The 24,535-nt window shown below is 60.3% G+C and carries 22 protein-coding genes; 12 read left to right on the top strand and 10 right to left on the bottom strand.

Features of this window, described 5'->3' with window-relative positions:
- Positions 1-159: 159 nt before the first annotated feature.
- From N6L25_RS13640 to tkt, 6 genes are all read right to left on the bottom strand, one after another.
- Complete coding sequence (locus N6L25_RS13640; protein ID WP_271981300.1) at positions 160-498, bottom strand: chaperone modulator CbpM; 339 nt, start codon at positions 496-498, stop codon at positions 160-162.
- A 10-nt stretch (positions 499-508) separates the two neighbouring features.
- On the bottom strand, positions 509-1,462 hold the full coding sequence (locus N6L25_RS13645; protein WP_271981302.1) for a DnaJ C-terminal domain-containing protein: 954 nt from the start codon (positions 1,460-1,462) through the stop codon (positions 509-511).
- A 367-nt stretch (positions 1,463-1,829) separates the two neighbouring features.
- The gene (fba, locus tag N6L25_RS13650) at positions 1,830-2,894 is read right to left on the bottom strand and encodes a class II fructose-bisphosphate aldolase (protein WP_271981304.1); all 1,065 of its coding nucleotides are present in this window, start codon (positions 2,892-2,894) and stop codon (positions 1,830-1,832) included.
- A 92-nt stretch (positions 2,895-2,986) separates the two neighbouring features.
- The gene (locus tag N6L25_RS13655; protein WP_271981307.1) at positions 2,987-4,147 is read right to left on the bottom strand and encodes a phosphoglycerate kinase; all 1,161 of its coding nucleotides are present in this window, start codon (positions 4,145-4,147) and stop codon (positions 2,987-2,989) included.
- A gap of 207 nt (positions 4,148-4,354) precedes the next feature.
- Complete coding sequence (gene gap / locus N6L25_RS13660; RefSeq protein ID WP_271981309.1) at positions 4,355-5,383, bottom strand: type I glyceraldehyde-3-phosphate dehydrogenase; 1,029 nt, start codon at positions 5,381-5,383, stop codon at positions 4,355-4,357.
- The gene (gene tkt, locus N6L25_RS13665; protein WP_271981311.1) at positions 5,383-7,383 is read right to left on the bottom strand and encodes a transketolase; all 2,001 of its coding nucleotides are present in this window, start codon (positions 7,381-7,383) and stop codon (positions 5,383-5,385) included. The genes gap and tkt overlap by 1 nt, the downstream gene beginning before the upstream one ends.
- A 254-nt stretch (positions 7,384-7,637) precedes the next feature.
- Between tkt and N6L25_RS13670 the strand changes: the two genes are divergently transcribed.
- The 7 genes from N6L25_RS13670 to N6L25_RS13700 all read left to right on the top strand — a co-directional run bounded on the left by N6L25_RS13670 (position 7,638) and on the right by N6L25_RS13700 (position 15,161).
- The gene (locus N6L25_RS13670; RefSeq protein WP_442915248.1) at positions 7,638-8,618 is read left to right on the top strand and encodes an ArsR/SmtB family transcription factor; all 981 of its coding nucleotides are present in this window, start codon (positions 7,638-7,640) and stop codon (positions 8,616-8,618) included.
- A gap of 125 nt (positions 8,619-8,743) precedes the next feature.
- A complete protein-coding gene (metK, locus tag N6L25_RS13675; protein WP_271981315.1) occupies positions 8,744-9,934 on the top strand; it encodes a methionine adenosyltransferase in 1,191 nt (396 codons plus the stop codon).
- A gap of 477 nt (positions 9,935-10,411) precedes the next feature.
- Complete coding sequence (gene ahcY / locus N6L25_RS13680) at positions 10,412-11,806, top strand: adenosylhomocysteinase (protein WP_271981317.1); 1,395 nt, start codon at positions 10,412-10,414, stop codon at positions 11,804-11,806.
- Between the two features lie 22 nt (positions 11,807-11,828).
- Entirely contained in the window at positions 11,829-12,698 is an 870-nt protein-coding gene (gene metF, locus N6L25_RS13685; RefSeq protein WP_271981319.1) for a methylenetetrahydrofolate reductase [NAD(P)H], read from the top strand.
- Between the two features lie 180 nt (positions 12,699-12,878).
- On the top strand, positions 12,879-13,628 hold the full coding sequence (locus tag N6L25_RS13690) for a transporter substrate-binding domain-containing protein (protein WP_271981321.1): 750 nt from the start codon (positions 12,879-12,881) through the stop codon (positions 13,626-13,628).
- A gap of 101 nt (positions 13,629-13,729) precedes the next feature.
- The gene (locus N6L25_RS13695; RefSeq protein WP_271981323.1) at positions 13,730-14,401 is read left to right on the top strand and encodes an amino acid ABC transporter permease; all 672 of its coding nucleotides are present in this window, start codon (positions 13,730-13,732) and stop codon (positions 14,399-14,401) included.
- A 13-nt stretch (positions 14,402-14,414) separates the two neighbouring features.
- Entirely contained in the window at positions 14,415-15,161 is a 747-nt protein-coding gene (locus tag N6L25_RS13700) for an amino acid ABC transporter ATP-binding protein (protein WP_271981325.1), read from the top strand.
- A gap of 43 nt (positions 15,162-15,204) precedes the next feature.
- On the opposite strand, the gene N6L25_RS13705 is transcribed toward N6L25_RS13700, so the two are convergent.
- The gene (locus tag N6L25_RS13705) at positions 15,205-15,708 is read right to left on the bottom strand and encodes a DUF2505 domain-containing protein (RefSeq protein ID WP_271981327.1); all 504 of its coding nucleotides are present in this window, start codon (positions 15,706-15,708) and stop codon (positions 15,205-15,207) included.
- 290 nt (positions 15,709-15,998) lie between these two features.
- On the opposite strand from N6L25_RS13705, the gene N6L25_RS13710 reads away from it, so the two are divergent.
- The 4 genes from N6L25_RS13710 (at position 15,999) to N6L25_RS13725 (ending at position 20,635) form a co-directional block, all read left to right on the top strand.
- Positions 15,999-17,348, top strand: coding sequence for an adenosylmethionine--8-amino-7-oxononanoate transaminase (locus tag N6L25_RS13710; protein ID WP_271981329.1), 1,350 nt, complete (start codon positions 15,999-16,001; stop codon positions 17,346-17,348).
- A gap of 3 nt (positions 17,349-17,351) precedes the next feature.
- Positions 17,352-18,101: a 16S rRNA (uracil(1498)-N(3))-methyltransferase gene (locus tag N6L25_RS13715; RefSeq protein ID WP_271981331.1), complete on the top strand. Its 750-nt coding sequence runs from the start codon at positions 17,352-17,354 to the stop codon at positions 18,099-18,101.
- Positions 18,102-18,284: 183 nt separating this feature from the next.
- Positions 18,285-19,520, top strand: coding sequence for a DUF445 domain-containing protein (locus N6L25_RS13720; protein WP_271981334.1), 1,236 nt, complete (start codon positions 18,285-18,287; stop codon positions 19,518-19,520).
- 89 nt (positions 19,521-19,609) lie between these two features.
- Positions 19,610-20,635 (top strand): HDOD domain-containing protein, encoded by a 1,026-nt coding sequence (locus N6L25_RS13725; RefSeq protein WP_271981336.1) that lies wholly within the window; start codon positions 19,610-19,612, stop codon positions 20,633-20,635.
- Between the two features lie 3 nt (positions 20,636-20,638).
- Here the strand turns inward: N6L25_RS13725 and N6L25_RS13730 are convergent, their stop codons facing one another.
- Both N6L25_RS13730 and N6L25_RS13735 read right to left on the bottom strand, forming a co-directional pair.
- Positions 20,639-21,958 (bottom strand): YihY/virulence factor BrkB family protein, encoded by a 1,320-nt coding sequence (locus tag N6L25_RS13730; RefSeq protein ID WP_271981338.1) that lies wholly within the window; start codon positions 21,956-21,958, stop codon positions 20,639-20,641.
- A 143-nt stretch (positions 21,959-22,101) separates the two neighbouring features.
- On the bottom strand, positions 22,102-23,064 hold the full coding sequence (locus tag N6L25_RS13735) for a D-2-hydroxyacid dehydrogenase (protein ID WP_271981340.1): 963 nt from the start codon (positions 23,062-23,064) through the stop codon (positions 22,102-22,104).
- 270 nt (positions 23,065-23,334) lie between these two features.
- Between N6L25_RS13735 and tmpT the strand changes: the two genes are divergently transcribed.
- Complete coding sequence (gene tmpT, locus N6L25_RS13740) at positions 23,335-23,994, top strand: thiopurine S-methyltransferase (protein WP_271981343.1); 660 nt, start codon at positions 23,335-23,337, stop codon at positions 23,992-23,994.
- A 12-nt stretch (positions 23,995-24,006) separates the two neighbouring features.
- Here tmpT and N6L25_RS13745 read toward each other — a convergent pair whose 3' ends face one another.
- Positions 24,007-24,342, bottom strand: coding sequence for a CPCC family cysteine-rich protein (locus tag N6L25_RS13745; RefSeq protein ID WP_271981345.1), 336 nt, complete (start codon positions 24,340-24,342; stop codon positions 24,007-24,009).
- Between the last annotated feature and the right edge of the window lie 193 nt (positions 24,343-24,535).

Genomic DNA, 24,535 nt, shown 5'->3' on the forward strand with positions numbered 1-24,535 from the left:
ACCTCAGAACGCCAGAGCGAGTCCGGAGTTCTGCAGAGGCTCCCTTTGTTAAATTGACGCTAAGATCATGTCAGACCGTAAAAAGTTCCGCCATGATAATAACAAAAGACACAAATGCCATTCCCCGTTTCGCCGCTGGCCTAGTCGTGATAGGCATCACTACTCGTCCATCAACTGGCGCACCAGGCGATTGAGACGATCCACCTCCCTGCGCAGGTTCTGGACATCGTCGAGCAGATCCAGAGACATGGCCAGGCCAGGCAGGTTGAGTTTCAGGTCCCGCTGCAGGCGCTGGGCCTTCTGCAACCGGGTCAGCGCCGGCAGATCAAACAGCCACTCCTGCACCTCCCCTTCGGTCAGCGGGCTGATCACGCCGTAGCTCACCAGTTTGATGACGAACTCCGCATGGATGTCTCCCCGCTCACACAGCTCCCGAAGGGTAAAAGTGGCCTGGGTATCACCCAACTCCACCGTCAGTGTCCGTTCCTCCTGATTCATCGCCGCCCCCTCACACACCCAGTTTGCTGCGCGGATTGAAGGTACCCTCCAGCTGCGCCAGTTGCTGATACAGCGCCTCGGCCTGCTCGCTGTGCTGCTGCGGCATGACCACCTGCAGCAGCACCATCTGGTCACCGGGATGCTTGCCCGGCAGGCCCTTGCCCTTGAGCCGCAGCTTGCGACCGGTGGAGGCCCCCTTGGGCAACTTCAGGTTTACCTTGCCCCCCAAGGTGGGCACGGTCACCGTGGCTCCAAGCGCCGCCTCCCAGGGGCTCACGGGCACCGTGACCACAATATCCCGGCCCTCCACGGTGAACAGCGGATGGGGCGCCAGTTCCACTTCTATAAACAGATCGCCAGACTCACCGCCGTTCACGCCGGGAGAGCCCTGACCCTTGAGGCGGATATGCTGACCTTCTCGCATGCCCGGCGGAATCTTGACTTTCAGGGCCTTGGCGCGGGCTTTCAGGTGGGAGTAATCCACCGAATCGTGAACGGTAAAGCTCACCTGTTTTTCGCAACCATGAAAGGCTTCTTCCAGGAACAACGCCAGGCGAGCATGAACGTCTTCTCCCCGCATCGGCCCTTTGGGCCGAAAGCCAAAGCCGCCGTGGCGACTGGCACCACTACCGAAGATGGACTCAAAAAAATCGCTGAATTGACGCGCGTCGGCTTCGGTGTAACCGCCAGCACCAAAATTGGACGCACTGTGCCAACCTGGCGGCGGCTCGAATTGGCCACCCCGACTGCCGTACTGACGCAGATGGTCGTACTCCGCCCGTTTCTCTGGGTCCTTGAGCACCTCGTAGGCCTCGCCCACGTCCTTGAACTTCTCGTCGGCATTGGCCTCCTTACTGACGTCCGGGTGGTATTTCCGGGCCAGTTTGCGGTAGGCCTTCTTGATATCCTCCGGCGTCGCGGATTCGCTCACGCCTAAGGCCGCGTAATAGTCCTTGAACTCCATGATGCCTCCCGCAGCCACCGTTTTACTTGCGCACTATTGAGGAGAAGAACTGAAGCCGGTCGTTCATCAGGCTCTTTGTTAACTCAGACTCTTTGTTAACTCGGACTCTTTGTTAACTCAGACTCTTTGTTAACTCGGACTCTTTGTTAACTCAGACTCCTTGTTAACTCGGACCCTGTTTTAACTGGGGCGCTATTTTAGCTGGGGCTCTGTAGTAACTATTGTAGGCGGGAGGAAATTTACAAGGCGGGAATACCACCGGTGGGGCAGATACGTCAGAGGGGGACAGGTGTGCAAACCTGTCCCCCTCTGACGGAAGGGACAGACTCACCGTCTGTCCCCGGACAACGCTGATCCCAGAGAGGGATCAGTTCACCTTCGGGTCAAGCTCACCGGAGGCGTAACGCTCGAACATGGTTTCCAGGTTCACCGCCTTGATCTTGCTGGCATTACCGGCGGTACCGAAGGCCTCGTAACGGGCGATACAGATCTCGGTCATCGCCTTGACGGATTCCTTCAGGTATTTACGGGGATCGAACTCGGCGGTGTTCTGCGCCAGGAAACGACGGATGGCACCGGTGCTGGCCAGACGCAGATCGGTGTCGATGTTGACCTTGCGCACGCCGTGCTTGATGCCTTCGACGATTTCCTCAACCGGTACACCGTAGGTTTCCGGAATTTCACCACCGAACTCGTTGATCACCGCCAGCCAGTCCTGGGGCACAGAGCTGGAACCGTGCATCACCAGGTGGGTATCCGGAATGCGCTTGTGAATGGCCTTGATCTGATCGATAGCCAGGATGTCGCCGGTGGGCGGACGGGTAAACTTGTAAGCGCCGTGGCTGGTGCCGATGGCGATGGCCAGGGCGTCCACCTTGGTCTTCTTGACGAAGTCGGCCGCTTCTTCCGGATCTGTCAGCATCTGGCTGTGATCCAGCTTGCCTTCGGCGCCGATACCGTCTTCTTCACCGGCCATGCCGGTCTCCAATGAGCCCAGGCAACCCAGCTCACCTTCCACGGACACGCCACAGGCGTGCGCCATTTCCACGGTGCGGCGGGTGACATCGACGTTGTACTCATAGGAGGTCGGGGTCTTGCCGTCCTCGCCCAGGGAGCCGTCCATCATCACCGAGCTGAAGCCCAGCTGGATGGAGCGCTGGCAGACCGCAGGGCTGGTGCCGTGGTCCTGGTGCATGACCACCGGGATATGGGGGAATTCCTCAATCGCCGCCAGGATCAGGTGGCGCAGGAACGGCGCACCGGCGTAATTGCGGGCACCGGCAGAGGCCTGCACGATCACTGGCGAGTCGGTTCTGTCCGCCGCTTCCATGATGGCACGCATCTGCTCAAGGTTGTTCACGTTAAACGCGGGGACTCCGTACCCACGCTCAGCGGCGTGGTCCAGCATCTGGCGCATCGAAATCAGGGCCATGGGGCACTCTCCTTAAATGAAACTCAATCGGTTCGAAGCTTTTGTGGAGCCCAGTCTGCGCTGGGCACCTAACGGCCTGGCACCTAACGACTTTAGGCGCCGCGCTCTTCCAATACAGCAACGGCGGGCAGTACTTTGCCTTCGACAAACTCGAGGAAGGCGCCGCCGCCCGTGGAAATATAGGAAATCTTGTCATTCACACCGTACTTATCCACCGCCGCAACGGTGTCGCCACCACCGGCCAGGGAGAAGGCATCACTCTGGGCGATGGCATCCGCCAGCGCCTTGGTGCCGTTGCCAAACTGGTCGAACTCGAAAACGCCAACCGGACCGTTCCACAGAATGGTCTTGGCGGACTTCAGCAGTTCGGCGAACTGGGCAGCGGTCTGCGGGCCTACGTCCAAAATCATATCGCCCTCGGCGACCTCGGCGATGGTCTTGGTGGTGGCTTCGGCTGTCTCGGCGAATTCGCTGGCAACCACTACGTCGCTCGGTAGTGGGATGTTCACCTTGGCAGCTATGGCCTTGGCGGTGTCGAGCAGATCGTGCTCACACAGGGATTTGCCCACTGGGTGATCTGCCGCCGCCAGGAAGGTGTTGGCGATGCCGCCACCGACGATCAGCTGGTCACAGATCTGGGACAGGGCATTGAGGACGTCGAGCTTGGTGGACACCTTGGAGCCGCCAACGATGGCCACCACCGGCTTGGCCGGATTGTCCAGGGCCTTGCCGAGAGCGTCCAGCTCCGCCGCCAGCAGCGGACCGGCACAGGCTTGCGGAGCGAAACGGGCGACACCATGGGTAGAGGCCTGGGCACGGTGAGCGGTGCCGAAGGCATCCATCACGTAGACATCGCAGAGGGCGGCGTATTGCTTGGACAGGGTTTCGTCGTCCTTCTTCTCGCCCTCGTTGAAACGGACGTTCTCGAACAGCACCACCTCACCATCGGCCACGTCCACGCCGTCCAGGTAGTCCTGCACCAGGCGCACGTCCTGCCCCAGCAGACCGGACAGATGCTCGGCCACCGGCTTCATGGAGGAAGCTTCGTCGTAGACGCCCTCTTCCGGACGGCCCAGATGGGACATCAGCATAACCTTGGCCCCGGCTTCCTGGGCGGCCTTGATGGTCGGCAGCGAGGCGCGAATGCGGGCGTCACTGGTCACTTTGCCGTCTTTGACGGGTACGTTCAGGTCTTCCCGGATCAGTACGCGCTTACCGGCGAGGTCCAGATCGGTCATTTTCTTGATGGCCATAAGGTCGTCTCTTCAACTATGTTCAGTGTTTACGTCAAATTTCTTGGAAAAGCATGCCGCAACGCCTAACAGCGTGGGCAGGGAGCCCCTTTCCCAGACCGTCTGTGGCCATGGATGGCCACGGACGAGCGTACATGAATGTACTCGTAGCGTGTCTGGGGAAGAGGCTCCCTGACCGCGCTAACCACCCAAGATTGAGGGCTATATCTAACTCAATTCCAGCCAGCTTCGGCTGACATCCAGCATCCGATTGGCAAAGCCCCACTCATTATCAAACCAGCACAGCACCTTCACCATGCGGCCGCCGGTCACCCGGGTCTGGCCACCATCCACCACGCCGGAATGGGCGTCGTGGTTGAAATCGGAACTGGCCAGCAACTCATCGGTGTAGCCAAGGATGCCTTTCAAACTCCCCTGCGCCACCTGCTGGAGCAATTCGTTTACCTCAGCCACGGAGGTTTCCCGGCGCACATTCAACGTCATATCGATGGCGGATACATTGGTCGTTGGCACCCGCATCGCCACGGCGCTGAAGCGATCCTTCATGTTAGGCAGCAACCGCTCGATACCCCGCGCCAGCCCGGTATCCACCGGCACAATGTTCTGCAAGGCACTGCGGGTGCGGCGCAGATCGTGGTGGTGGTAGGCGTCGATGACCGGCTGGTCGTTCATGGCCGCATGGATCGTGGTGGTCACCCCCTGCTCCACGCCCAGGGCCTCATCCAGCACCCGAATCACCGGGACAATGCAATTGGTGGTACAGGAGGCATTGGAAACAATCTGATCGGCGGAGGTCAGTGAGTCCTCGTTAACCCCGAACACCACCGTTCTATCGACATCCGCCTCCGCAGGCTGGGAAAACAGCAGGCGCCTGGCGCCCGCATCGAGGTGGGCCTGAGCGGTGGCGCGATCCGAGAACGCGCCGGAGCATTCCAGCACCAGATCAATGCCCAGCTCCCGCCAGGGCAGCTCGGCGGGCTCGCGGCAGCTGACGACAGCAATCGGGTCACCGTTGACCAGAAGCCGGTCCTGAGCCACCGCCACCTCGCCCCGGAACCGGCCGTGGGTGGAATCGTAGCGGGTCAGATGGGCGATGGTGTCGAGGTCCGAGAGCTCATTGATGGCAACCACCCGCAAGCGGTCACGAAAGCCGCCCTCGTACAGTGCGCGCAACACGCACTGGCCGATGCGGCCGTAGCCATTAATGGCAACTCGATAGGGCGCCTTGGCGGACATCAGTCTTCCAGCAGCTCCCGGGCCACCGCCAATACGTTGTCCACGGTGAAGCCGAATTCCTTGAACAGTTCACCGGCCGGCGCCGACTCACCAAAGGTGCTCATGCCCACGACACGGCCATCGAGGCCCACGTACTTGTACCAGTAGTCTTCGATGGCGGCTTCGATGGCGATGCGGTTGGACACCTCCAACGGCAGCACCTGCTGCTTGTAGTCGGCGCTTTGGGCGTCAAACACGTCGGTGGACGGCATGGAGACCACCCGCACCTGGCGGCCGTCCTCTCGCAGAACCGCCGCCGCGTCCTGGGCCAGGCCCACTTCGGAACCGGTGGCAATCAGGATCAGTTCCGGCGTGCCGTCGCTGTCAGACAACACATAACCGCCCTTGGCCACATTCGCCAGCTGCTGATCGTCCCGAGCCTGATGCGGCAGTCCCTGGCGGGAGAACACCATCGCCGTCGGACCGTCTTTGCGCTCGATCGCCGTCTTCCAGGCCACCGCTGACTCAACCGCATCCGCCGGACGCCAGGTGCTCATGTTCGGGGTGGTCCGCAGGCTGGCCAGCTGTTCGATGGGCTGGTGGGTCGGACCGTCTTCGCCCAGACCGATGGAATCGTGGGTGAACACAAAGATGGAACGCTGCTTCATCAGCGCCGCCATGCGCACCGCGTTGCGCGCGTATTCCATGAAGATCAGGAAAGTGGCACCGTAAGGCACGAAGCCGCCATGCAGGGCGATGCCGTTCATGATGGCGGACATGCCGAATTCGCGCACACCGTAATAAATGTAGTTACCGCTGGCGTCGTCCCGGGTCAGGCCCTTGCTGCCTTCCCAGATGGTCAGGTTGGAACCGGCCAGGTCGGCGGAACCGCCCATGAATTCCGGCAGCAACGGACCGTAGGCGTTGAGGGCGTTCTGGGACGCCTTGCGGCTGGCGATGGTGTCGCCCTTGTCCTGACATTGGCGAATGTAGGCGTCGGCCTTGTCGGCGAAATCCGCCGGCAGGTCTCCGGCCATGCGACGTTTGAACTCAGCGGCCAGTTCCGGCTCGGCCTTTTCATAGGCGGCAAAGGTCTCGTTCCAGGCCTGCTCGGCTGCCCCGCCTTTCTCACGGCCGTCCCAGCCAGCATAGATGTCGTCCGGCACTTCGAACGGGCCGTGATGCCAGCCCAGGTTCTCCCGGGCCAGGGCGATCTCGTCATCCCCCAACGGCGCGCCGTGGCAGCTTTCCGTGCCCTGCTTGTTGGGCGAGCCGAATCCGATGATGGTCTTGCAGCAGATCAGGGTCGGCTGATCGGTATTGGCGCGGGCCTGCTCGATGGCCTGCCGAACCGCCTCGGCGTCGTGGCCGTCCACCGCCGGAATGACTTGCCAGCCGTAGGACTCAAACCGCTGCGGGGTGTTATCGGTGAACCAGCCGTCCACTTCACCGTCGATGGAGATGCCGTTGTCGTCGTAGAAGAACACCAGCTTGCCCAAGCCCAGGGTACCGGCCAGGGAGCACACCTCATGGGAGATGCCTTCCATCAGACAGCCATCACCCAGGAAGGCGTAAGTGTAATGATCCACGATGTTGTGGCCAGGACGGTTGAACTGAGCCGCCAACGCCTTTTCCGCCAGGGCAAAACCAACCGCGTTGGCGATGCCCTGGCCGAGTGGGCCAGTGGTGGTTTCAACGCCAGGCGTATATCCGAACTCCGGGTGGCCCGGGGTTTTGGAGTGCAGCTGACGGAAGTTCTGCAAGTCGTCGATGGAAACGTCGTAACCGCTCAGGTGCAGCAGGGAATAGACCAGCATGGAGCCATGGCCGTTGGACATGACAAAGCGGTCACGGTTGATCCACTCCGGGTTGGCCGGGTTGTGGCTCAGGTACTCATTCCACAGCACCTCGGCGATATCCGCCATACCCATGGGCGCGCCCGGGTGGCCGGATTTGGCTTTCTGCACCGCATCCATGCTCAGCGCGCGAATGGCGTTGGCGAGATCTTTGCGAGACGGCATTGACTGTTCTCCACTGACTTTAAAATGAGTAAGAAAAAAATAGGCGCGTATTTTCGCCGATTACTAGGCGCGGGGGCAAATCGGAAAACCGAGAGACGCCAGGCCAGGCCCTTGCGGTTGTCAATTCGACCGATTCGCGCACATCTTCGCGCACACAGGAAATCTATATCAATATTTTTTGATATGGCCATTGCCTGACCGCTTCTGCCGGTCTACACTCCTCTCCCATGACCTCAATAGCGACAATCCCAAACATGGCGACACCGGCCACCATCGACACTCTTGCGCCCATTTACAAGGCCTGCGGCGATGCGCTGCGCCTGGAAATTTTGCGAGTGCTGCGCCGGGACACCTTTGGGGTACTGGAGCTGAGCCAGCTGTTCGATATGCGCCAGTCCGGCATGAGCCATCACCTCAAGGTCATGAACAAGGCCGGACTGCTGGAGCCCCAGCGGGAAGGCAATGCAATCTTCTACCGTCGCCCCTTGCACCTGGACAGCGACACCCTGACTGACCGGACCATCCGCCAGATCTTCGAGACGGTGGATCTGGTCCCCCTACCTCAGCCCCTGCAGGACAGGATTGAGGCAATCCGGGACCAACGTGCCGAGCAATCCCAGGCCTTTTTTTCCCGGCACGCCGAACAGTTCCGTGAACAACAAGAGCTGATTGCGGCCTTTGAACTGTACGCCGAGCCCACCGCGGAACTGGTGCGCCAGCGGGCGGCGCGACAGAACTGGCGCATTGCCCTGGAAATTGGCCCCGGAGAAGGCGGCTTTCTCCCGATGCTGTCGGAAACTTTCGAGCACGTGGTGGCCTTGGACAACTCCCGGGACATGCTCGCCAAGGCAACGCGAACCTGCATCGACGAGCACCTCAACAATGTGGACCTGATTGAAGGTGTCACCGACACCCTGCTGGCCAGAGGCGATGCGTTCGATCTGGTGGTGGCCAACATGGTTCTGCACCATGTGCCGAGCCCAGCGGACATCTTTCTCGATGCGGCGGCGCTGATGAATGCGGACGGCTGCTTTGTGATCAGTGACCTGTGCAGCCACGACCAGGACTGGGCCAAGCACAACTGTGGCGATCTGTGGCTGGGCTTTGAGCCGGAAGAGCTCACTGCCTGGGCCGAAGACGCCGGACTGACTTGCGGAGAGTCCCTGTTTATCGGGTTGCGCAATGGCTTCCAGATTCAAGTACGGGAGTTCTGGAAATCGACCGGCTCCAGTTAAAAAAACCGAACCTTTTTTAACCATATCAATTTTTTTTGATATACAATCACCAACCCATAACCCATTGGATTCCGGTGGCAACGACAGCCGACCGACGCGTAACCGCTCATACAGGAGCCAAAACTATGTCTGACTACAGCATCTTTACATCTGAATCGGTCTCTGAAGGCCACCCGGACAAGCTGGCCGACCAGATTTCCGACGCGGTACTGGATGCCATCCTGCAGGAAGACCCCCACGCCCGTGTTGCCTGCGAAACGCTGGTTAAAACCGGTGTGGCAATCGTTGGCGGCGAGATCACCACCTCCGCCTGGGTCGACCTGGAAGAGCTGGTACGCTCCGTCATCAAGGACATCGGCTACACCTCTTCCCGGGTTGGATTTGACGGCGACACCTGCGGCGTTATCAACATCATCGGCAAGCAGTCTGTCGACATCGCCCAGGGCGTTGACCGGCAGAAGCCGGAAGACCAGGGTGCAGGCGATCAGGGCCTGATGTTCGGCTACGCCAGCAACGAGACCGACGTGCTGATGCCGGCCCCCATCTGCTACGCCCACCGTCTGGTAGAGCGCCAGGCCGAAGCCCGCAAGAGCGGTCTGTTGCCCTGGCTGCGCCCGGACGCCAAGAGCCAGGTCACCTGCCGCTACGAGAACGGTATCGTTACCGGCATCGACGCCGTTGTACTGTCCACCCAGCACGACGAAGAAGTAAGCCAGGCGGACCTGCAAGAAGCGGTGATGGAGCTGATCGTCAAGCACGTGATCCCGGCCGAGCTGCTGCACGCAGACACCAAATTCCACATCAACCCAACCGGCAAGTTCGTGATCGGTGGTCCGGTGGGTGACTGCGGTTTGACCGGCCGCAAGATCATTGTTGACACTTACGGCGGCATGGCCCGTCACGGTGGTGGTGCGTTCTCCGGCAAGGACCCCTCCAAGGTGGACCGTTCCGCCGCCTACGCCGGTCGCTACGTGGCCAAGAACATCGTTGCCGCTGGTCTGGCGGACCGGTGTGAGATCCAGGTGTCCTACGCCATCGGTGTGGCGGAGCCCACCTCCATCTCCATCAACACCTTCGGCACCGGCAAAATCGGCGACGACCAGATCATCGCTTTGGTCCGCGACCACTTCGACCTGCGTCCGTACGCCATCACCCGCATGCTGGACCTGCTGCACCCGATGTACCGGGCCACCGCGGCTTACGGCCACTTCGGTCGCGATCCTTACGAGATGACTGTGAACGGCGATACCTTCACGGCCTTCCCGTGGGAGAAGACCGACAAGGTTGCGGCCCTGAAGGACGCTGCCGGGATTTAAAAACGATTACCCAGCCCGCCACCTTATTGGGGTGGCGGCGCTGAGGTAAGGCCTTTGCGGACACGCTGCGGGTACATCCCTGTACGCTTATTTCCGGCCATCCATGGCCTCCAATAGTCCGCAAAGGCCTTACCTCACCACCGCTTTCCACAGCGGAGACAGCTTCTCCAAACTCATTTTTACGTTTGGAATGCTGTTAGACAGCCATCACCAAAAGTTCGATCGAGGTGGTGGGGGATACCTGCCCCGGAATGTCGGAGGCCAGGGATGGCCGGAGTCAAGCGCACATGGGTGAGGCAAGCGCTTACAAAGCATCGCTTTGTGCGCAGCCGAACGGCGGCAATCTATGATTGCCGACTGGACCCCGCAGGGGTGCTTGTAGCGGTTCCGGGGCAGGTATCCCCCACCACCGAAACACCCAGACTTGAGGCAATGGAGAACGCACTCCAACGCCAAAGACACTGACAGGAGAACACCATGAGCACTCCGGCAGAACAACTGAACGCCAACCAGGATTACAAAGTCCGCGACATTTCCCTCGCCGACTACGGCCGCAAGGAAATCCAGATTGCCGAAGGCGAGATGCCGGCTCTAATGGCCCTGCGCAACAAATACAAAAGTGAGCAGCCGCTGAAAGGCGCCAACATCCTGGGCTGCATCCACATGACCATCCAGACCGCCGTACTGATCGAAACCCTGGTGGAACTGGGCGCCAACGTGCGCTGGTCCTCCTGCAACATCTTCTCCACCCAAGACCACGCCGCCGCCGCGATCGCGGCCCAGGGCATTCCGGTCTTCGCCTGGAAGGGCGAAACCGAGGAAGAATACGAATGGTGTCTGGAACGTACCGTCGGCGCCGACGTTGACGGCTGGGAACCCAACATGATCCTGGACGACGGCGGCGACCTCACCGCCCTGCTCCACGACAAATACCAGACCATCCTGGCCAACTGCCACGGTGTTACCGAAGAAACCACCACCGGCGTTCACCGCCTGCAGGAGATGCTCCGCGAGGGCACACTGAAAGTGCCGGCGATCAACGTCAACGACGCCGTTACCAAGTCCAAGAACGACAACAAGTACGGCTGCCGTCACAGCCTCAACGACGCCATCAAGCGCGGCACCGACCACCTGATGGCCGGCAAGAAGGCACTGGTGATCGGCTATGGTGATGTGGGCAAGGGCTCCGCTGCCTCCCTGCGTCAGGAAGGCATGATTGTTAAGGTCACGGAGGCCGACCCGATCTGCGCCATGCAGGCGTGCATGGACGGCTTCGAAGTGGTGTCACCGTACATTGACGGCGTCAACACCGGCACCGAAACCGGGGTGAACAGGGACTTGCTGGGCACCACCGACCTGCTGGTCACCACCACCGGCAACTTCAACGTCTGTGACGACAACATGCTCAAGGCCCTGAAGTCCGGCGCCGTGGTGTGCAACATCGGCCACTTCGACAACGAAATCGACACCGCCTTCATGCGCAAGAACTGGGAGTGGGAAGAGGTCAAACCGCAGGTACACATCGTCTACCGCGACAAGGCCAGCAACGACCATCTGATCCTGCTGTCCGAAGGTCGCCTGGTGAACCTGGGCAACGCCACCGGTCACCCGTCACGGATCATGGATGGCTCCTTCGCCAACCAGGTGCTGGCGCAGATGTACCTGTTCGAGCGCAAGTTTGCCGACCTGCCGGAGGACGCCAAGGCCAAGGGCGTCTATGTTCAAGTACTGCCCAAGCAGCTGGATGAAGAAGTGGCCCGGGCGATGGTGGAAGGCTTTGGTGGCGTGATCACCAAACTGACCCCGGAGCAAGCCAAATACATCGGTGTACCGGTTGAAGGCCCGTACAAGCCGGAAAGCTACAAGTACTGATTGCTGACCCCGGAGACGTAACATGCAGTCCCAAAAACAGTTCAAACGCCGATTCAGTTTCGAGTTCTTCCCGCCGAAGACCGAGCAGGGCAAGGAAAAACTTCAGGCGGTCCGTGACCGCCTGGCCGCCGTGAACCCGGACTTTTTCTCGGTCACCTTCGGTGCCGGCGGTTCCACCCGCGACCGCACCCTGGAAACCGTCGTCAACCTGCACCAGCAGGGCATCTCCACCGCGCCGCACCTGTCCTGCGTGGGTGGCACCCGGGAGAGCGTTGCCGAGCTGCTGGACCTGTACCGCGATAACGGTATCAACCGCATTGTCGCGTTACGAGGCGACCTGCCCTCAGGCATGGGCGCGGCCGGCGAGCTGCGCTACGCCAACGAGCTGGTCAGCTTCATCCGTGAGCACAGTGGCGATGCCTTCAACATTGAGGTGGCGGCCTATCCGGAATTCCATCCCCAGGCCCGCAACGCCGAGGAAGACCTGAAGAACTTCGCCCGCAAGGTTGAGGCTGGGGCCAACAGTGCCATTACCCAGTACTTCTTCAATGCGGACAGCTATTTCTACTTCATCGACCGGCTGGAGCAGCTGGGGGTCACCATTCCGGTGGTTCCGGGCATCATGCCCATCGTCAACTTCTCCAATCTGGTGCGTTTCTCCGAGATGTGCGGCGCTGAAATTCCCCGCTGGATTCGCAAACAGCTGGAAGCGTACGGTGACGACTCCGCCAGCATTCGCAAATTCGGCGAAGAAGTGGTGACCGAGATGTGCCAGAAACTGCTGGCTGCCGGCGCTCCCGGCTTGCACTTCTACACCCTCAACCAGGCCGAACCCAGCATCAACATCTGGCAGAACCTGGGCATTGATCAAGGCGAAAAAATCGCCTTCTGATCACCTTCCACCGGCTGGCCACCCCGGGACAGCCGGTCCCTCTCTCTCCCGACACAGCCGCTGTGCCCGCTCACCAAGACCTTGGTTTCCCGTCACCCTTGCTCCCGTAGTCTAGACTGAAAACGACGCACCTATTCTGTAGACCCCTCAGGGTCCAGACGAGTAAGACGAGGAGCCCCCATGATGAACAATTGGCTGAAAGCACTCACCGCGTCTGCCCTAATCGTGGCAGCGGGCAACACCCAGGCGGAGACCCTGCGAGTGGTTACCGACCCGAGTTTCGTGCCGTTCGAAATGATGGATCAGGATACCGGCGAGATGATCGGGTTCGATATGGAGATCCTCGCGGAGGTCGCCAAACGCGCCGGTTTTGATTACGCGCTGCAAACCATGGATTTCAACGGCATCATCCCGGCCCTGCAAACCGGCAACGTGGACATTGCCATCGCAGGCATTACCATCACTGAGGAACGGGAACAGATCGTCGACTTCTCCGACCCTTATTACGACTCCGGCCTGCGTATTCTGGTGCGGGAAAGCAACGATGATGTAAATGAACTGAAAGATCTGGAAGGCGCCAAGATCGGCACCAAGATCGGCAGCACCAGCTACGACTTTCTGGTATCCAACCTGGCAGACAACGACGGCGTCACGCCGTATCCCGGCAGCTCCGACATGTACATGGCGCTGATGTCCCGTGCAGTGGATGCGGTGTTCTACGACGCCCCCAACGTCGGCTACTTTGCTCGAACCCGGGGCGAAGGCCGGGTCAAAACCATCGGCCCCCTCTACGAAGGCCAGCAGTATGGCATTGCCCTCAAACAGGGCAGCGAGTGGCTGGACAAGGTCAATGAGGCACTCGCCAGCATCAAGGCAGATGGTACCTACAAAGCCATCTATGAGAAGTGGTTCGGCCCGATGCCGGAATAACGGCCAGCGCTTGAGCGCCGGAGGCACAAGCGGCGGGCCAGGTCACCCAACCACTCGCCAAGCCGGCGCCACCACACCATCGGCCCTGGGAGAGACCACTCGTGGAGTTCCAGTTCGAATTTGACTGGCAGGCGGCCATCAATTCCCTTCCCTTTCTGCTGAAAGGCATCCCCTACACCCTGCTGATCTCATTCGGCGGTCTGGCCATCGGGTTTGTCCTGGGCATTCTTTTCGGCCTGCTCAGCCTCAATAAGCACCGCGCCCTGAAATGGCCGGCCACGGCCTACATCGAGGTCTTCCGCGGCACACCGATCCTGGTGCAGGTACTGTTTATCTTTTACGGTCTACCTGACATTATCGGCGCCCCCATCCATCCACTGGTGGCCGGCATTGCCGCGATTGCACTGAACTCTGGCGCCTACATTTCCGAAGTGGTCCGGGGCGGCGTGCAGTCCATCGACCGGGGGCAGACCGAAGCCGGACTGTCGCTGGGTCTGTCCCGCAGCCAGACCTTCTGGGCAATTATCTGGCCTCAGGCGTTTCGACGGATGATTCCCCCCCTGGGCAACCAGGCCATCGTCAGCATCAAGGACACGTCGCTGTTTTCGGTGATTGGCGTAGGCGAACTGGTGCGCCAGGGCCAGGTCTACATCGCCAATACCTTTACCGCCTTTGAGGTCTATTTTGCGGTGGCGGTGCTGTATCTGATCATCACCCTGTCGCTGTCGCTGGTGCTGCGCTTCTTCGAACGCCGCGGCCTGGGCTCTGCGTGAGGAAACCGTCACCATGGCACACATCGTAAAAATGCAGGGCATGAACAAGTACTTTGGCAGCCTCCATGTCCTCAAGGATATTGAACTGACGGTGGAATCCGGCGAGGTGGTGGTCATCATCGGCGCCAGCGGCTCCGGCAAGTCCACCCTGATTCGCTGCGTGAATGGCCTCGAAGAGTTCGAGTCAGGTCAGCTTACCGTGGACAACCGCTCGCTTGCGCCCAGGGGCGGCAATCAGAGGTCGCTGTCCGCGATCCGCAAAGAGGTAGGCATGGTTTTCCAGCAGTTCAACCTGTTCCCGCATCTCACGGTAAAACGCAACATTATGCTGGCACCGATCAAGGTCAAGAGCACCCGTGAGGCGGATGCGGAAAAGACCGCCCTGCGCTTGCTGGACCGGGTCGGCATCGGCAACCAGGCGGAGAAGTACCCATCCCAGCTCTCCGGGGGCCAGCAGCAACGGGTGGCCATTGCCCGGGCCCTGGCCATGGAACCACGACTGATGCTGTTTGATGAGCCTACATCGGCGCTGGATCCGGAAATGATCGGGGAAGTTCTGGACGTGATGCGGGAACTGGCCAAGGAGGGTATGACCATGATGGTGGTCACCCATGAGATGGGCTTCGCCCGGGAAGTGGCCGACCGGGTGATCTACATCCATGAAGGCCAGATTGTGGAACAGGGCCAGCCAGACGCGGTGTTCGACAATCCGCAGAACGAGCGCACCCAGGCGTTCCTGTCCCGGGTACTTAGCCACTGAGCGGGCCAGCCAGCTTTGGCTGACCGCCCCTTATAAAGCCCCGTCAGGCCTGTGCCGCGTACAGCAGGGCGCAGCTGGCGGCGTGTTCCCGCTCAATCTTGAGCCGGGAGTCCTCCAGCAGGAATTTGGCCACTTTCTTGCCGATCAGCGGCAGATCGCAGCGGACGCTGAGCGTCACGTAGTTGATACAGTTATTCTGGTGACCCTGCAGGCGCATGTTGCCCTTGATTTTGGCGGGCACGCCTTCGATGTGGACGCGAAATTCACAGTGCCACTCGTTATCATCTTTACGGAACCAGTGTTCCTCCTGCCGGACCCGATTCCACTCTTTGTGGAAGCTGGCGAGAATGCCTGGCACTTCCCGGGCGCTGCGCACCTCTCTGGAAATCACCAGCTTTCCGGTCTGATCGGAACGATTGCACTCGTCGACATGCACATTACGAGCCCCCACATCCGCATTCTTCTGCAGAATGTGCTGCTCATTGAAAAAGGCACCCAGCACTCGATCAAGGCTCGAGTCATAGGCGTGTGTTACTTCCAGCTCCATAGCGGCCTCCGAATCTTCTTATTGAATGATTTTCCTGCGCTGAGCAAATCCGGACATTGGCCGCTAGGTCAGGTAACGCTGGCATTGTAGCCAGCATTTCCCCCCGCGTTCCGTCAAGGTGTAAAAGTCGGGATCACCTCAGTATGATTGGGGCTCGCTATCAGACCACAGCCTGAGACCGGTTGCGACCGACCGCCACCAATGTCTAATGCCACGAACCGGGCTATCCGGTGGCGGCGTAGTAAGATCGGTCGCACTCTTGAGTAAAGAAGCCGACAGGAGAGATCACCATGCGCAATGCCGACTTGGTCGCGAGAGACCTCAAGTTTGTCTGGCACCCATGCACACAAATGAAAGACCACGAAAGCCTGCCACTGATTCCCATCAAGCGTGGCGAAGGCGTCTGGCTGGAAGATTTTGAGGACAACCGCTACATCGACGCCGTCAGCTCCTGGTGGGTCAACTTGTTTGGACACGCCAACCCCCGGATCAATGCCGCCATCCAGGAACAGATTGGCAAGCTGGAGCACGTAATCCTCGCCGGCTTCAGTCATGAGCCGGTGGTCAACCTGTCCGAGCGGCTGGTGGAGATCACCCCGCCGGGACTGAACAAGTGCTTCTACGCCGACAATGGTTCTTCCGCCATCGAAGCGGCGCTGAAAATGAGCTATCACTACTGGAAGAACCACGACAAACCGGGTAAGAAGAACTTCGTCAACCTGAGTAACAGCTACCACGGTGAGACCCTCGGCGCACTGGCGCTGGGGGACGTTGCGCTGTACAAGGACACCTACCAGCCGCTGCTGATGGAAGTCATCACCGCACCGTCGCCGGACGCCTTCAACAAGGAGCCGGGTGAAACCGACGAGCAGTATGCCCTGCGCCAATTTGAGGCGATGGAGAAAATCCTTGCCGAGCAGCACGAAGAGATCTGCGCGGTGGTGGTAGAGCCGCTGATCCAGTGCGCCGGCGGCATGCGCATGCACCACCCGATTTACCACACCAAATTGCGGGAAGCCTGTGACCGCTATGACGTTCACCTGATTGCCGATGAAATCGCGGTGGGCTTCGGCCGCACCGGCACCCTGTTCGCCTGCGAGCAGTCCGGCATTACCCCCGACTTCATGTGCCTGTCCAAGGGACTGACCGCCGGTTACCTGCCGCTTTCGGTGGTGCTGACCACCGACACCGTGTACAACGCCTTCTACGACGACTACGAAACCCTGCGCGCCTTCCTGCACTCCCACAGTTACACCGGCAATCCCATTGGCTGCGCGGTGGCGCTGGCCACGCTGGATATATTCCGCGACGACCAGGTGATCGAAAACAATCGCCGGCTGTCCGCCTGCATGGCGGAATCGGTGGCCCATCTGGCCGACCACCCCCATGTTGGCGACATCCGTCAGCACGGCATGACGCTGGCCGTCGAGATGGTCAAGGACAAGGCCAGCAAGACCCCCTTCCCCTGGCAGGAGCGCCGGGGCATCCGGGTGTACCAGCACGCCCTGACCCGCCAGGCTCTGCTGCGGCCATTGGGCAACGTCGTCTACTTTATGCCGCCCTATGTCATCACCGAGGAGCAGATCCGCCATCTGGCCCAGGTCGCCACCGAGGGCATCGAAATTGCCATCAGGGACTGAGCGATGAGGACGCCCCGCATCCACACTCCGGTGGCACTGGCCGCCGGCGCCAGCGTCGATCTGGACGAACAGGCATCCCAGCACGTTGGCCGGGTTCTGCGCATGCAGGTGGGCCAGGCCCTGCTGCTGTTCAACGGTGACGGTTACGATTACCCGACCACCATCACTGAGGTCGGCAAACGCCGAGTCAGCGTCACCGTGGCAGAGCCCCAACCGAACCACAGCGAATCACCGCTACGCCTGGTTCTGGGCCAGACCCTGTCCAAGGGCGACCGCATGGACTACGCCATTCAAAAAAGCGTGGAAATGGGCGTATCTGCCATCGCCCCCTTGGTCACTGAGCGTTGCGACGTTCGCCTAAAAGGCGACCGGGAAGAGAAGCGCGTGCGCCACTGGCAGGCGGTGGCAATCAGTGCCGCTGAGCAGTGTGGCCGCGCCCGGGTGCCGGAGATCCTGCCGGTGATGACCCTGGAGCAATGGTTTGAGCACACCCGGGCGCTGGCCGTGCGGCTGGTGCTTCACCATCGCGCCAGCCAGTCCCTGGCCAGCCTGGCCAGACCGGACGAAGTGGCGCTATTAATCGGCCCCGAAGGCGGCTTGTCCGAGGCTGAAATCGACGCGGCGGAACGGGCGGGCTTCCTGCCGACCACCCTGGGCTCACGGGTACTGCGCACCGAAACCGCGCCGGTGGCGGCCATGGCGGTATGCCAATGGCTGTGGGGGGATTTTGGCCCGCCGCCAGCATGCGACTGAGACGTTGCCAGGCAGTAACGCCAGTCTTTATCGGCACCCCAGTCATTGACAATATTAACAGTCGGCAACATTATCCAGCGGTTGCTTCAGGAACCCATACTTGGCGAGGCGCGCTTTTGACCGGACCGGCTCGGTCTTTAGCTCCAATAAAATCAAAACGATAAAACGACACGCGAGTTCCGGATGACGAATATTTTTTATCAAGCTGAATTCTGGCAGTACCTCAGTATTCCGGTCATTGCCGCGTTGATCGGCTGGTCCACCAACTGGCTGGCCATCAAGATGACGTTCTACCCCCTCGAATTCATCGGCAAGCGCCCCATCTGGGGCTGGCAAGGCATCATCCCCTCCAAGGCCAGAAAGATGGCCGCCATCAGCGTTGACGCCACCATCTCCAAGATCGGCACCGTGCAGGAGATTTTCGAGCAAATCGACCCCAAGGTGCTGGCGGCGCATACGGTGTCTTCGGTTCTTCCCCGCGTTGAAGAATACGTCGATGAGATGATGCTGACCGAGTATCCCACCTTCTGGGAGAACCTGCCCATGTCCGCCCGGCGCATGGTCTATGACCGGGTTCGCAAGGCCACGCCGCAGCTGGTGGACAACCTGGTGGACGATCTGACCGATAACATCGAAGGCCTGCTGGACATCAAGGGCATGGTCATCGAGCGGCTGGCGAGCGACAAGCGCCTGCTCAACCGCATTTTCCTGGAGTGTGGCGAGGTGGAGTTCCGCTTCATCGTCAACTCCGGGCTCTACTTTGGATTCCTGTTCGGGCTCATTCAGATGGGCGTCTGGTACTTTTACCAGAGCTGGTGGGTACTGCCGATTTTCGGTTTGCTGGTGGGCTGGGCTACCAACTGGATCGCGCTTAACGTGATTTTCCGGCCGCTACACCCCAAAAAAGTGGGACCCGTCAAAATCCAGGGCCTGTTCCTGCGACGCCAGACCGAGGTCGCCCACTCGTTTTGCCACATCGTCACCCACGAAATCCTCACCGTCGGCAACATCATCAATGCCGTCCTCAATGGCCCTAACGGTGAGCGCGCCCAGAACATGGTGAGGAAACACATCAAGCCACTGGTGGACGAAACCGCCGGCATGGGCAAGGCCCTGACCCAGATGGCCTTCGGTGCCACCGGCTTTGCCACCCTGAAAAACCAGGTTGGCGAGAAGGCCCTGGAAATCTCCCGCACCTCGTTCAACAACCCAGTGTTCGAGCAGGACCGCGCCCGGGCGGTGGAATCCATTATGGTGGAGCGGATGGTGGCGCTGTCTTCCGAGGAATTCCAGGACTTGCTGCGACCCTGCTTCCAGGAAGATGAGATCAAGCTGATCATGGTCGGCGCTTTCCTGGGATTTGTCGCCGGTGCCGGTCAGTTCATCTTTGTCTTCGGCCAGTCTCTGAATTTATTCTGAACGACATCTATACTTCCCCAAAGTCAATCTGGAACCACTGCCCCGCCCAGCCATAGCTGGGCGGGTTACCAGTTCGGGGAGGGCGTTTCATGCCAGGTTTACTATCCTGGATTTCAGAACTGTTCGGCAGTAAACAGGGGGCTCCGCCACCCACCGGCTCGCGTTTGCTCAACCCGGCCGCGTCCAGCACCATCAACCCGGTTACCGGCACTGCCACACTGCACAAGCTGGAACAACACCTGTTCTGCTGGCTGCTGGACTCCCCACCGTCGGCACTGACGCCTAACAACGGCGATGCTCACGCGGTGCTGACGAAGCTCGCCAATCGGGTACAGCAGGGCACGCTGGATGAACTGCCGCAGCAACCCGAGACCTTACCAATGCTACTGCGGGCCTTGGCAGACCCCAACGTCAGCCGCCAGGAAATATCGGACATCCTGCTACAGGACTCTGAGCTATCCGATCAGCTCCTGATCATGGCTAACAGCCCCTTTTTCCGCCCCGGGGAGGACGCCATCGACTCGGTGGACAAAGCGGTCTTTATGCTTGGCATCAACGGTATTCGCAACATCATTTCGGCGACCCTACTGCGCCGAATGATGGCGGCTCGAAACAGCGGCGAAGCGTTGTTCGCGCAACGTGCCTGGCACTGGGGGCTCTGCTGTGGGCGTGCCGCGGAGCTGATCGCCCAGATCCAGAACAAGGACGGCAGCGCCTACTTCCTCGTCGGACTGTTACCCGCGCTCTCCTATCTCACCTTGCACCGGGAAACGCTGCGCATCTACCGCAGCGCACAGGCAAGCCCTGACATCCGCCCGTCGGTGATTCAGCAGGCACTGCAGCTCCACGCCTGGGACATCAGCCAACACATCGCCAACCACTGGAACCTGCCACCCCGTTATTCTGCCTATCTGCTGGAAGCCGAACGCCCGGTTCCCCGCAAACCGGACGCCCCGCTGAACGACGGCATCATCCTCGGAACCCGAGAGATATTGCGCCATTCCCACCAGCGCAACATGGGCGAAACCGAACTGCTGGGGTTACTGGCGTTGACCGAAGCGCAGTTCCAGTCGGTTCACCAGACCTTGCTAAAATCCCTTCGAGAAGGCAACTAAGGCTCACTCCGTCGGTGCCTGCTGGTCTTCTTTCAACAACCGATCGAAGGTGATCGAGCCGCTGACGATGGGGCGATTCAACAGTGACGCCGGTAACACCCGGGGAAGCCGGTCGGTGACGCCATCGTCATCCCGTCGCACCGTGCGCAACACGTCCTCAACGGTAATCAGATCCAAAGAACGCGCCGGCACCAGCAAGTCGCCAGTGCCCCCCGCCAATGACAGCAACCCGGCCCGGATCAGTTTGTCGCTCACCTGCCGGGTCACCTCCGCCGGCACCCGCAACCGGGACTCCAGCGCCTCCTGCTGGGGCGCTGGACGTCCCTCACTGAAGGGCTTACAAACCAGCCACATCATTACCAGAGCCACGTTCTCCTGCAGCTCGGCGGAGGAACGGACCCGGTATCGCTTGGCAATTGCCCCCGGGTTTTGCAGATAGAACGCTATGCTGGAACCCAGCAACAGGATCATCCAGTTCACATACACCCAGATCAGCAGAATGATACCGATGGCGAAGCTGGAATAGATGGCGGCGTATTTCGCGGAACCCGCCACAAAGGACGCAAACAGCATGCTGCCGGCCTGCCAGGTTATTCCTGCCAGCAAGCCCCCGACGAAAGCATACCTGAGTTTGACCCGGGTATTGGGCATGAAGACATAGACAAAGGTGAACGCCCCCACCACCAGGAAAAACGGCATCAGTCGGCTCACCGCCAGGATCAGCGAGCCGAACGGCTCGATGGCCATCAGGCCCTGGACGAAGGTGGAGGACAAAATGGTGGCGGTCATTCCCACCGCGGACACCATCAACAGCGGCCCGATCATGATCACACTGAGGTAGTTACTGAAGCGCTGCGCCATGGAGCGCATGTCTGGCACGCGCCAAATCACATTGAACGACCGCTCGATCTTCTGTACCAGCGAGATGACCGTATAGACCAACAGACCCAGCCCCACCGACCCGAGCACCCCCACCTTCATGTTGTCGACGAACTCGAGTATCCGGTTGCCCAATTCAATGCCCTGCGGTCCCATCGGCTCAAAGAACTGGAACAGGAACGGCTCCATCTTCTGGTGGACATCCATGGCCTTGAGCACGGAGAAGCTCAGCGCCAGCAGCGGGACAATGCTGAGCAACGTGGTGTACACCAGGCTCATGGCATGCAGGGTCAGATTACCCAGCAGCAGATCCCGCCCCAGCGCATAGACGGTGCGGCCCAAGGTGTAGAGCCAGGTCCAAGGGCGATGCTGGGGCGGGTTGGGGTTGGCAAGAATCCATTGTTCAACGGCGTTGAGCCGGTCTTTGAATTGACTGGAGGTCACGATTTGTCCTGTTCACGCGCAAATGGGGTGTAATGCTTACTGTCTGGCCTCTAGGATAGTCGACTCACGCCACCTGTCGTCGACTCAAACCACAGGCAGTCCTCTCAAACCACATGCAGTCCTCTTTAACCGCTGCGGCCCTCTTACACCACATAGTGGGCATTGGTGCCGGCCCGGAAGCCCTCCAGGTTACCGGCGGTGATCCAGACGATACGCTGCCGCGCCTCCTGGCTGGCCCAGGCCGAATGCGGCGTCAGGATCAGATTGGGGATATCGTCGGCCAGCAAGGGGTTACCGTTGCGAGGCGGCTCCTCGCTCAAAACGTCGAAGCCGGCGCCGCCGATGGTGCCGGATCGCAGCGCCTCCGCCAGCGCCTGCTCGTCCACCAGACCACCGCGACTGGTATTGATGAGCAGCGCATGGGGCTGCATCTGCTTCAGCTGCTCGGCGCCAATCAGGTGCCGAGTGTCCTCGGTCAGCAGGCAATGCAGGGACAGCACGTCCACCTTGGGCAACAGCTCGGCCAGCGGCAATCGCGGATAGCCGTCCACTTCGCCCCGCGGCTGGCCGGGCCGACATCCCAACAGGACGTTCATACCGAAGGCCCGTGCCCGGGCCGCCACGCCCTGCCCCAGATCGCCGTAACCGACGATCCCCAGGGTACGGCCCTCCAGCTCCATAATCGGGTGTCCCATCAGGCAGAACATATCGCTGGCCGCCCACCTTCCGTCCCGCACATCGCGATGGTAGTCCAGGAGCCGGGTGGCAAGCGCCAGCATCAGCGTCATGGTGTGCTGAGCCACGGTGGAGCGGCCGTAGTTCACCACATTCACCACGCGAACGCCGTGGTCGCGGGCGGCCTCCAGGTCCACATTATTGACGCCGGTGGCCACCACCGCCACCAACTTGAGCTCCGGACAGGCCTCAAAATGAGCCCGAGTGAGAACAACCTTGTTGGTGAGTACGGTGTCGTACCCTTTGAGCCGGGCTAACACCTGATCCGCATGGGTTCGCTCGTGGATCATCAGCTGATCGACCACCCGTTCGATCGGCTCCAGGCTCACATCGGCCCCCAACGTCTTGGCATCCAGGAAAACCGCTTTCATAGAGCTTCCTTATCTCGCATTGTTACGCAGCATGTTGCTTTAGTGCCCGAACAGCTGACTGCTCAGCTGACTGAACAGGCGCCAGGACAATCCAGGGTTTCAACTTTCTGTCAGTAGATTACACTCATTGAGACAGGCGCTGAACACACCGGCAGTCGACGCCCGGGCTTTCCGCTGACGCCTGCCTGCGGTTGGCCAGGACGCGAGGTGATACCCCATGGGTCCGGCCGGGTTCAGCGGCGCGTTTCACCCCCAGCGAAGAGAACGGCCATGGAACACGAATTCTGGCATAACCGATGGGCCAACAGCGAAATCGGTTTTCATGAGGGCAGCGTCAACCAATTCCTCCATGACCACTGGTCCATTGTGGTCGACGGCAGCAACGATGACACCGTGCTGGTGCCCCTGTGCGGCAAGGCCCACGACATGTGGTGGTTGAACGACCTTGGGCATCCGGTGATCGGCATTGAGTTGAGCGAGATTGCCTGCAAAGACTTCTTCACCGAGGCCGAGGAGAAAGCCTCCGTTCACCCCGGTGAACCGTTTATTAAGTTCCGACACGACACCCTGGAGTTGTGGTGCGGCGATTTCTTCCAACTGGTTCCCGAGGACGTGAAGAACGTGCGCCTGGTGTACGACCGCGCCGCTCTGATCGCCTTGCCGGCCCCGATGCGCAAGCGCTATGTCGAGCACCTGACCGCGGTGCTCCCGGACAGTACCCACATTTTGCTGCTCACCCTGGACTACCAGAACGAGGACGTCAAAGGCCCCCCGTTCAACGTCAGCGATGAAGAGGTACGAGCGCTGTATGGGGAGGACTACGATGTGGAGTTGCTGCTGAAGCAGGACATGCCGCCGGATAGCCCCTTTGCCAAGCGCAAGGGACTGCACCGGGCCACGGAAAGCGTTTTTCGGCTCAGCAAACTGTAGACTTGCACCACATCAGTGCGAAACGCGAGGCTCATGACGGTAACGGCGCCGCTGCTCCGGGGCCAGAACATACTTGACCACGGCTTGCTCACTGGCGCCAAACACGGCGAAATTCTGCCGTCCGTGACGCAGGGTCATGCCCCGATTTGGCCCGGAAGTCGCGTCCAGTTCGTCGATATCCTGGCCGTCATCCTCCCAGAAACACACCGGGCAGATCTGGTAGCTGCCACGCTCGGCGAGCGTAATGTAATCGCAACAGGGGCACTGGGCCCGGGGTTCGGGCCCCAAGGGCCCTTCCCACTGGAGAGAGTCGTCCTTGCCAAGAATACGCTTGAGCCAATTGAGCATGACCATCGTTTGTCCGTCGATTCACCATCGCCACCCCCTGACCGGGTCTTGGTGGCACGAAGCGTGCAGTGTACTGATTTAGGGGCAAATCGCCACCGGTAGATCGGGCCGGATCCACCGGTCCATCCACCCAATCCCAGCCCCGACCGCGCGCCATTAATCTCGGGCCTGGTCGGGAAACAAAAGCATCGGT

The organism is Marinobacter sp. SS21 (genome assembly GCF_028369065.1).
GTDB lineage: Bacteria > Pseudomonadota > Gammaproteobacteria > Pseudomonadales > Oleiphilaceae > Marinobacter.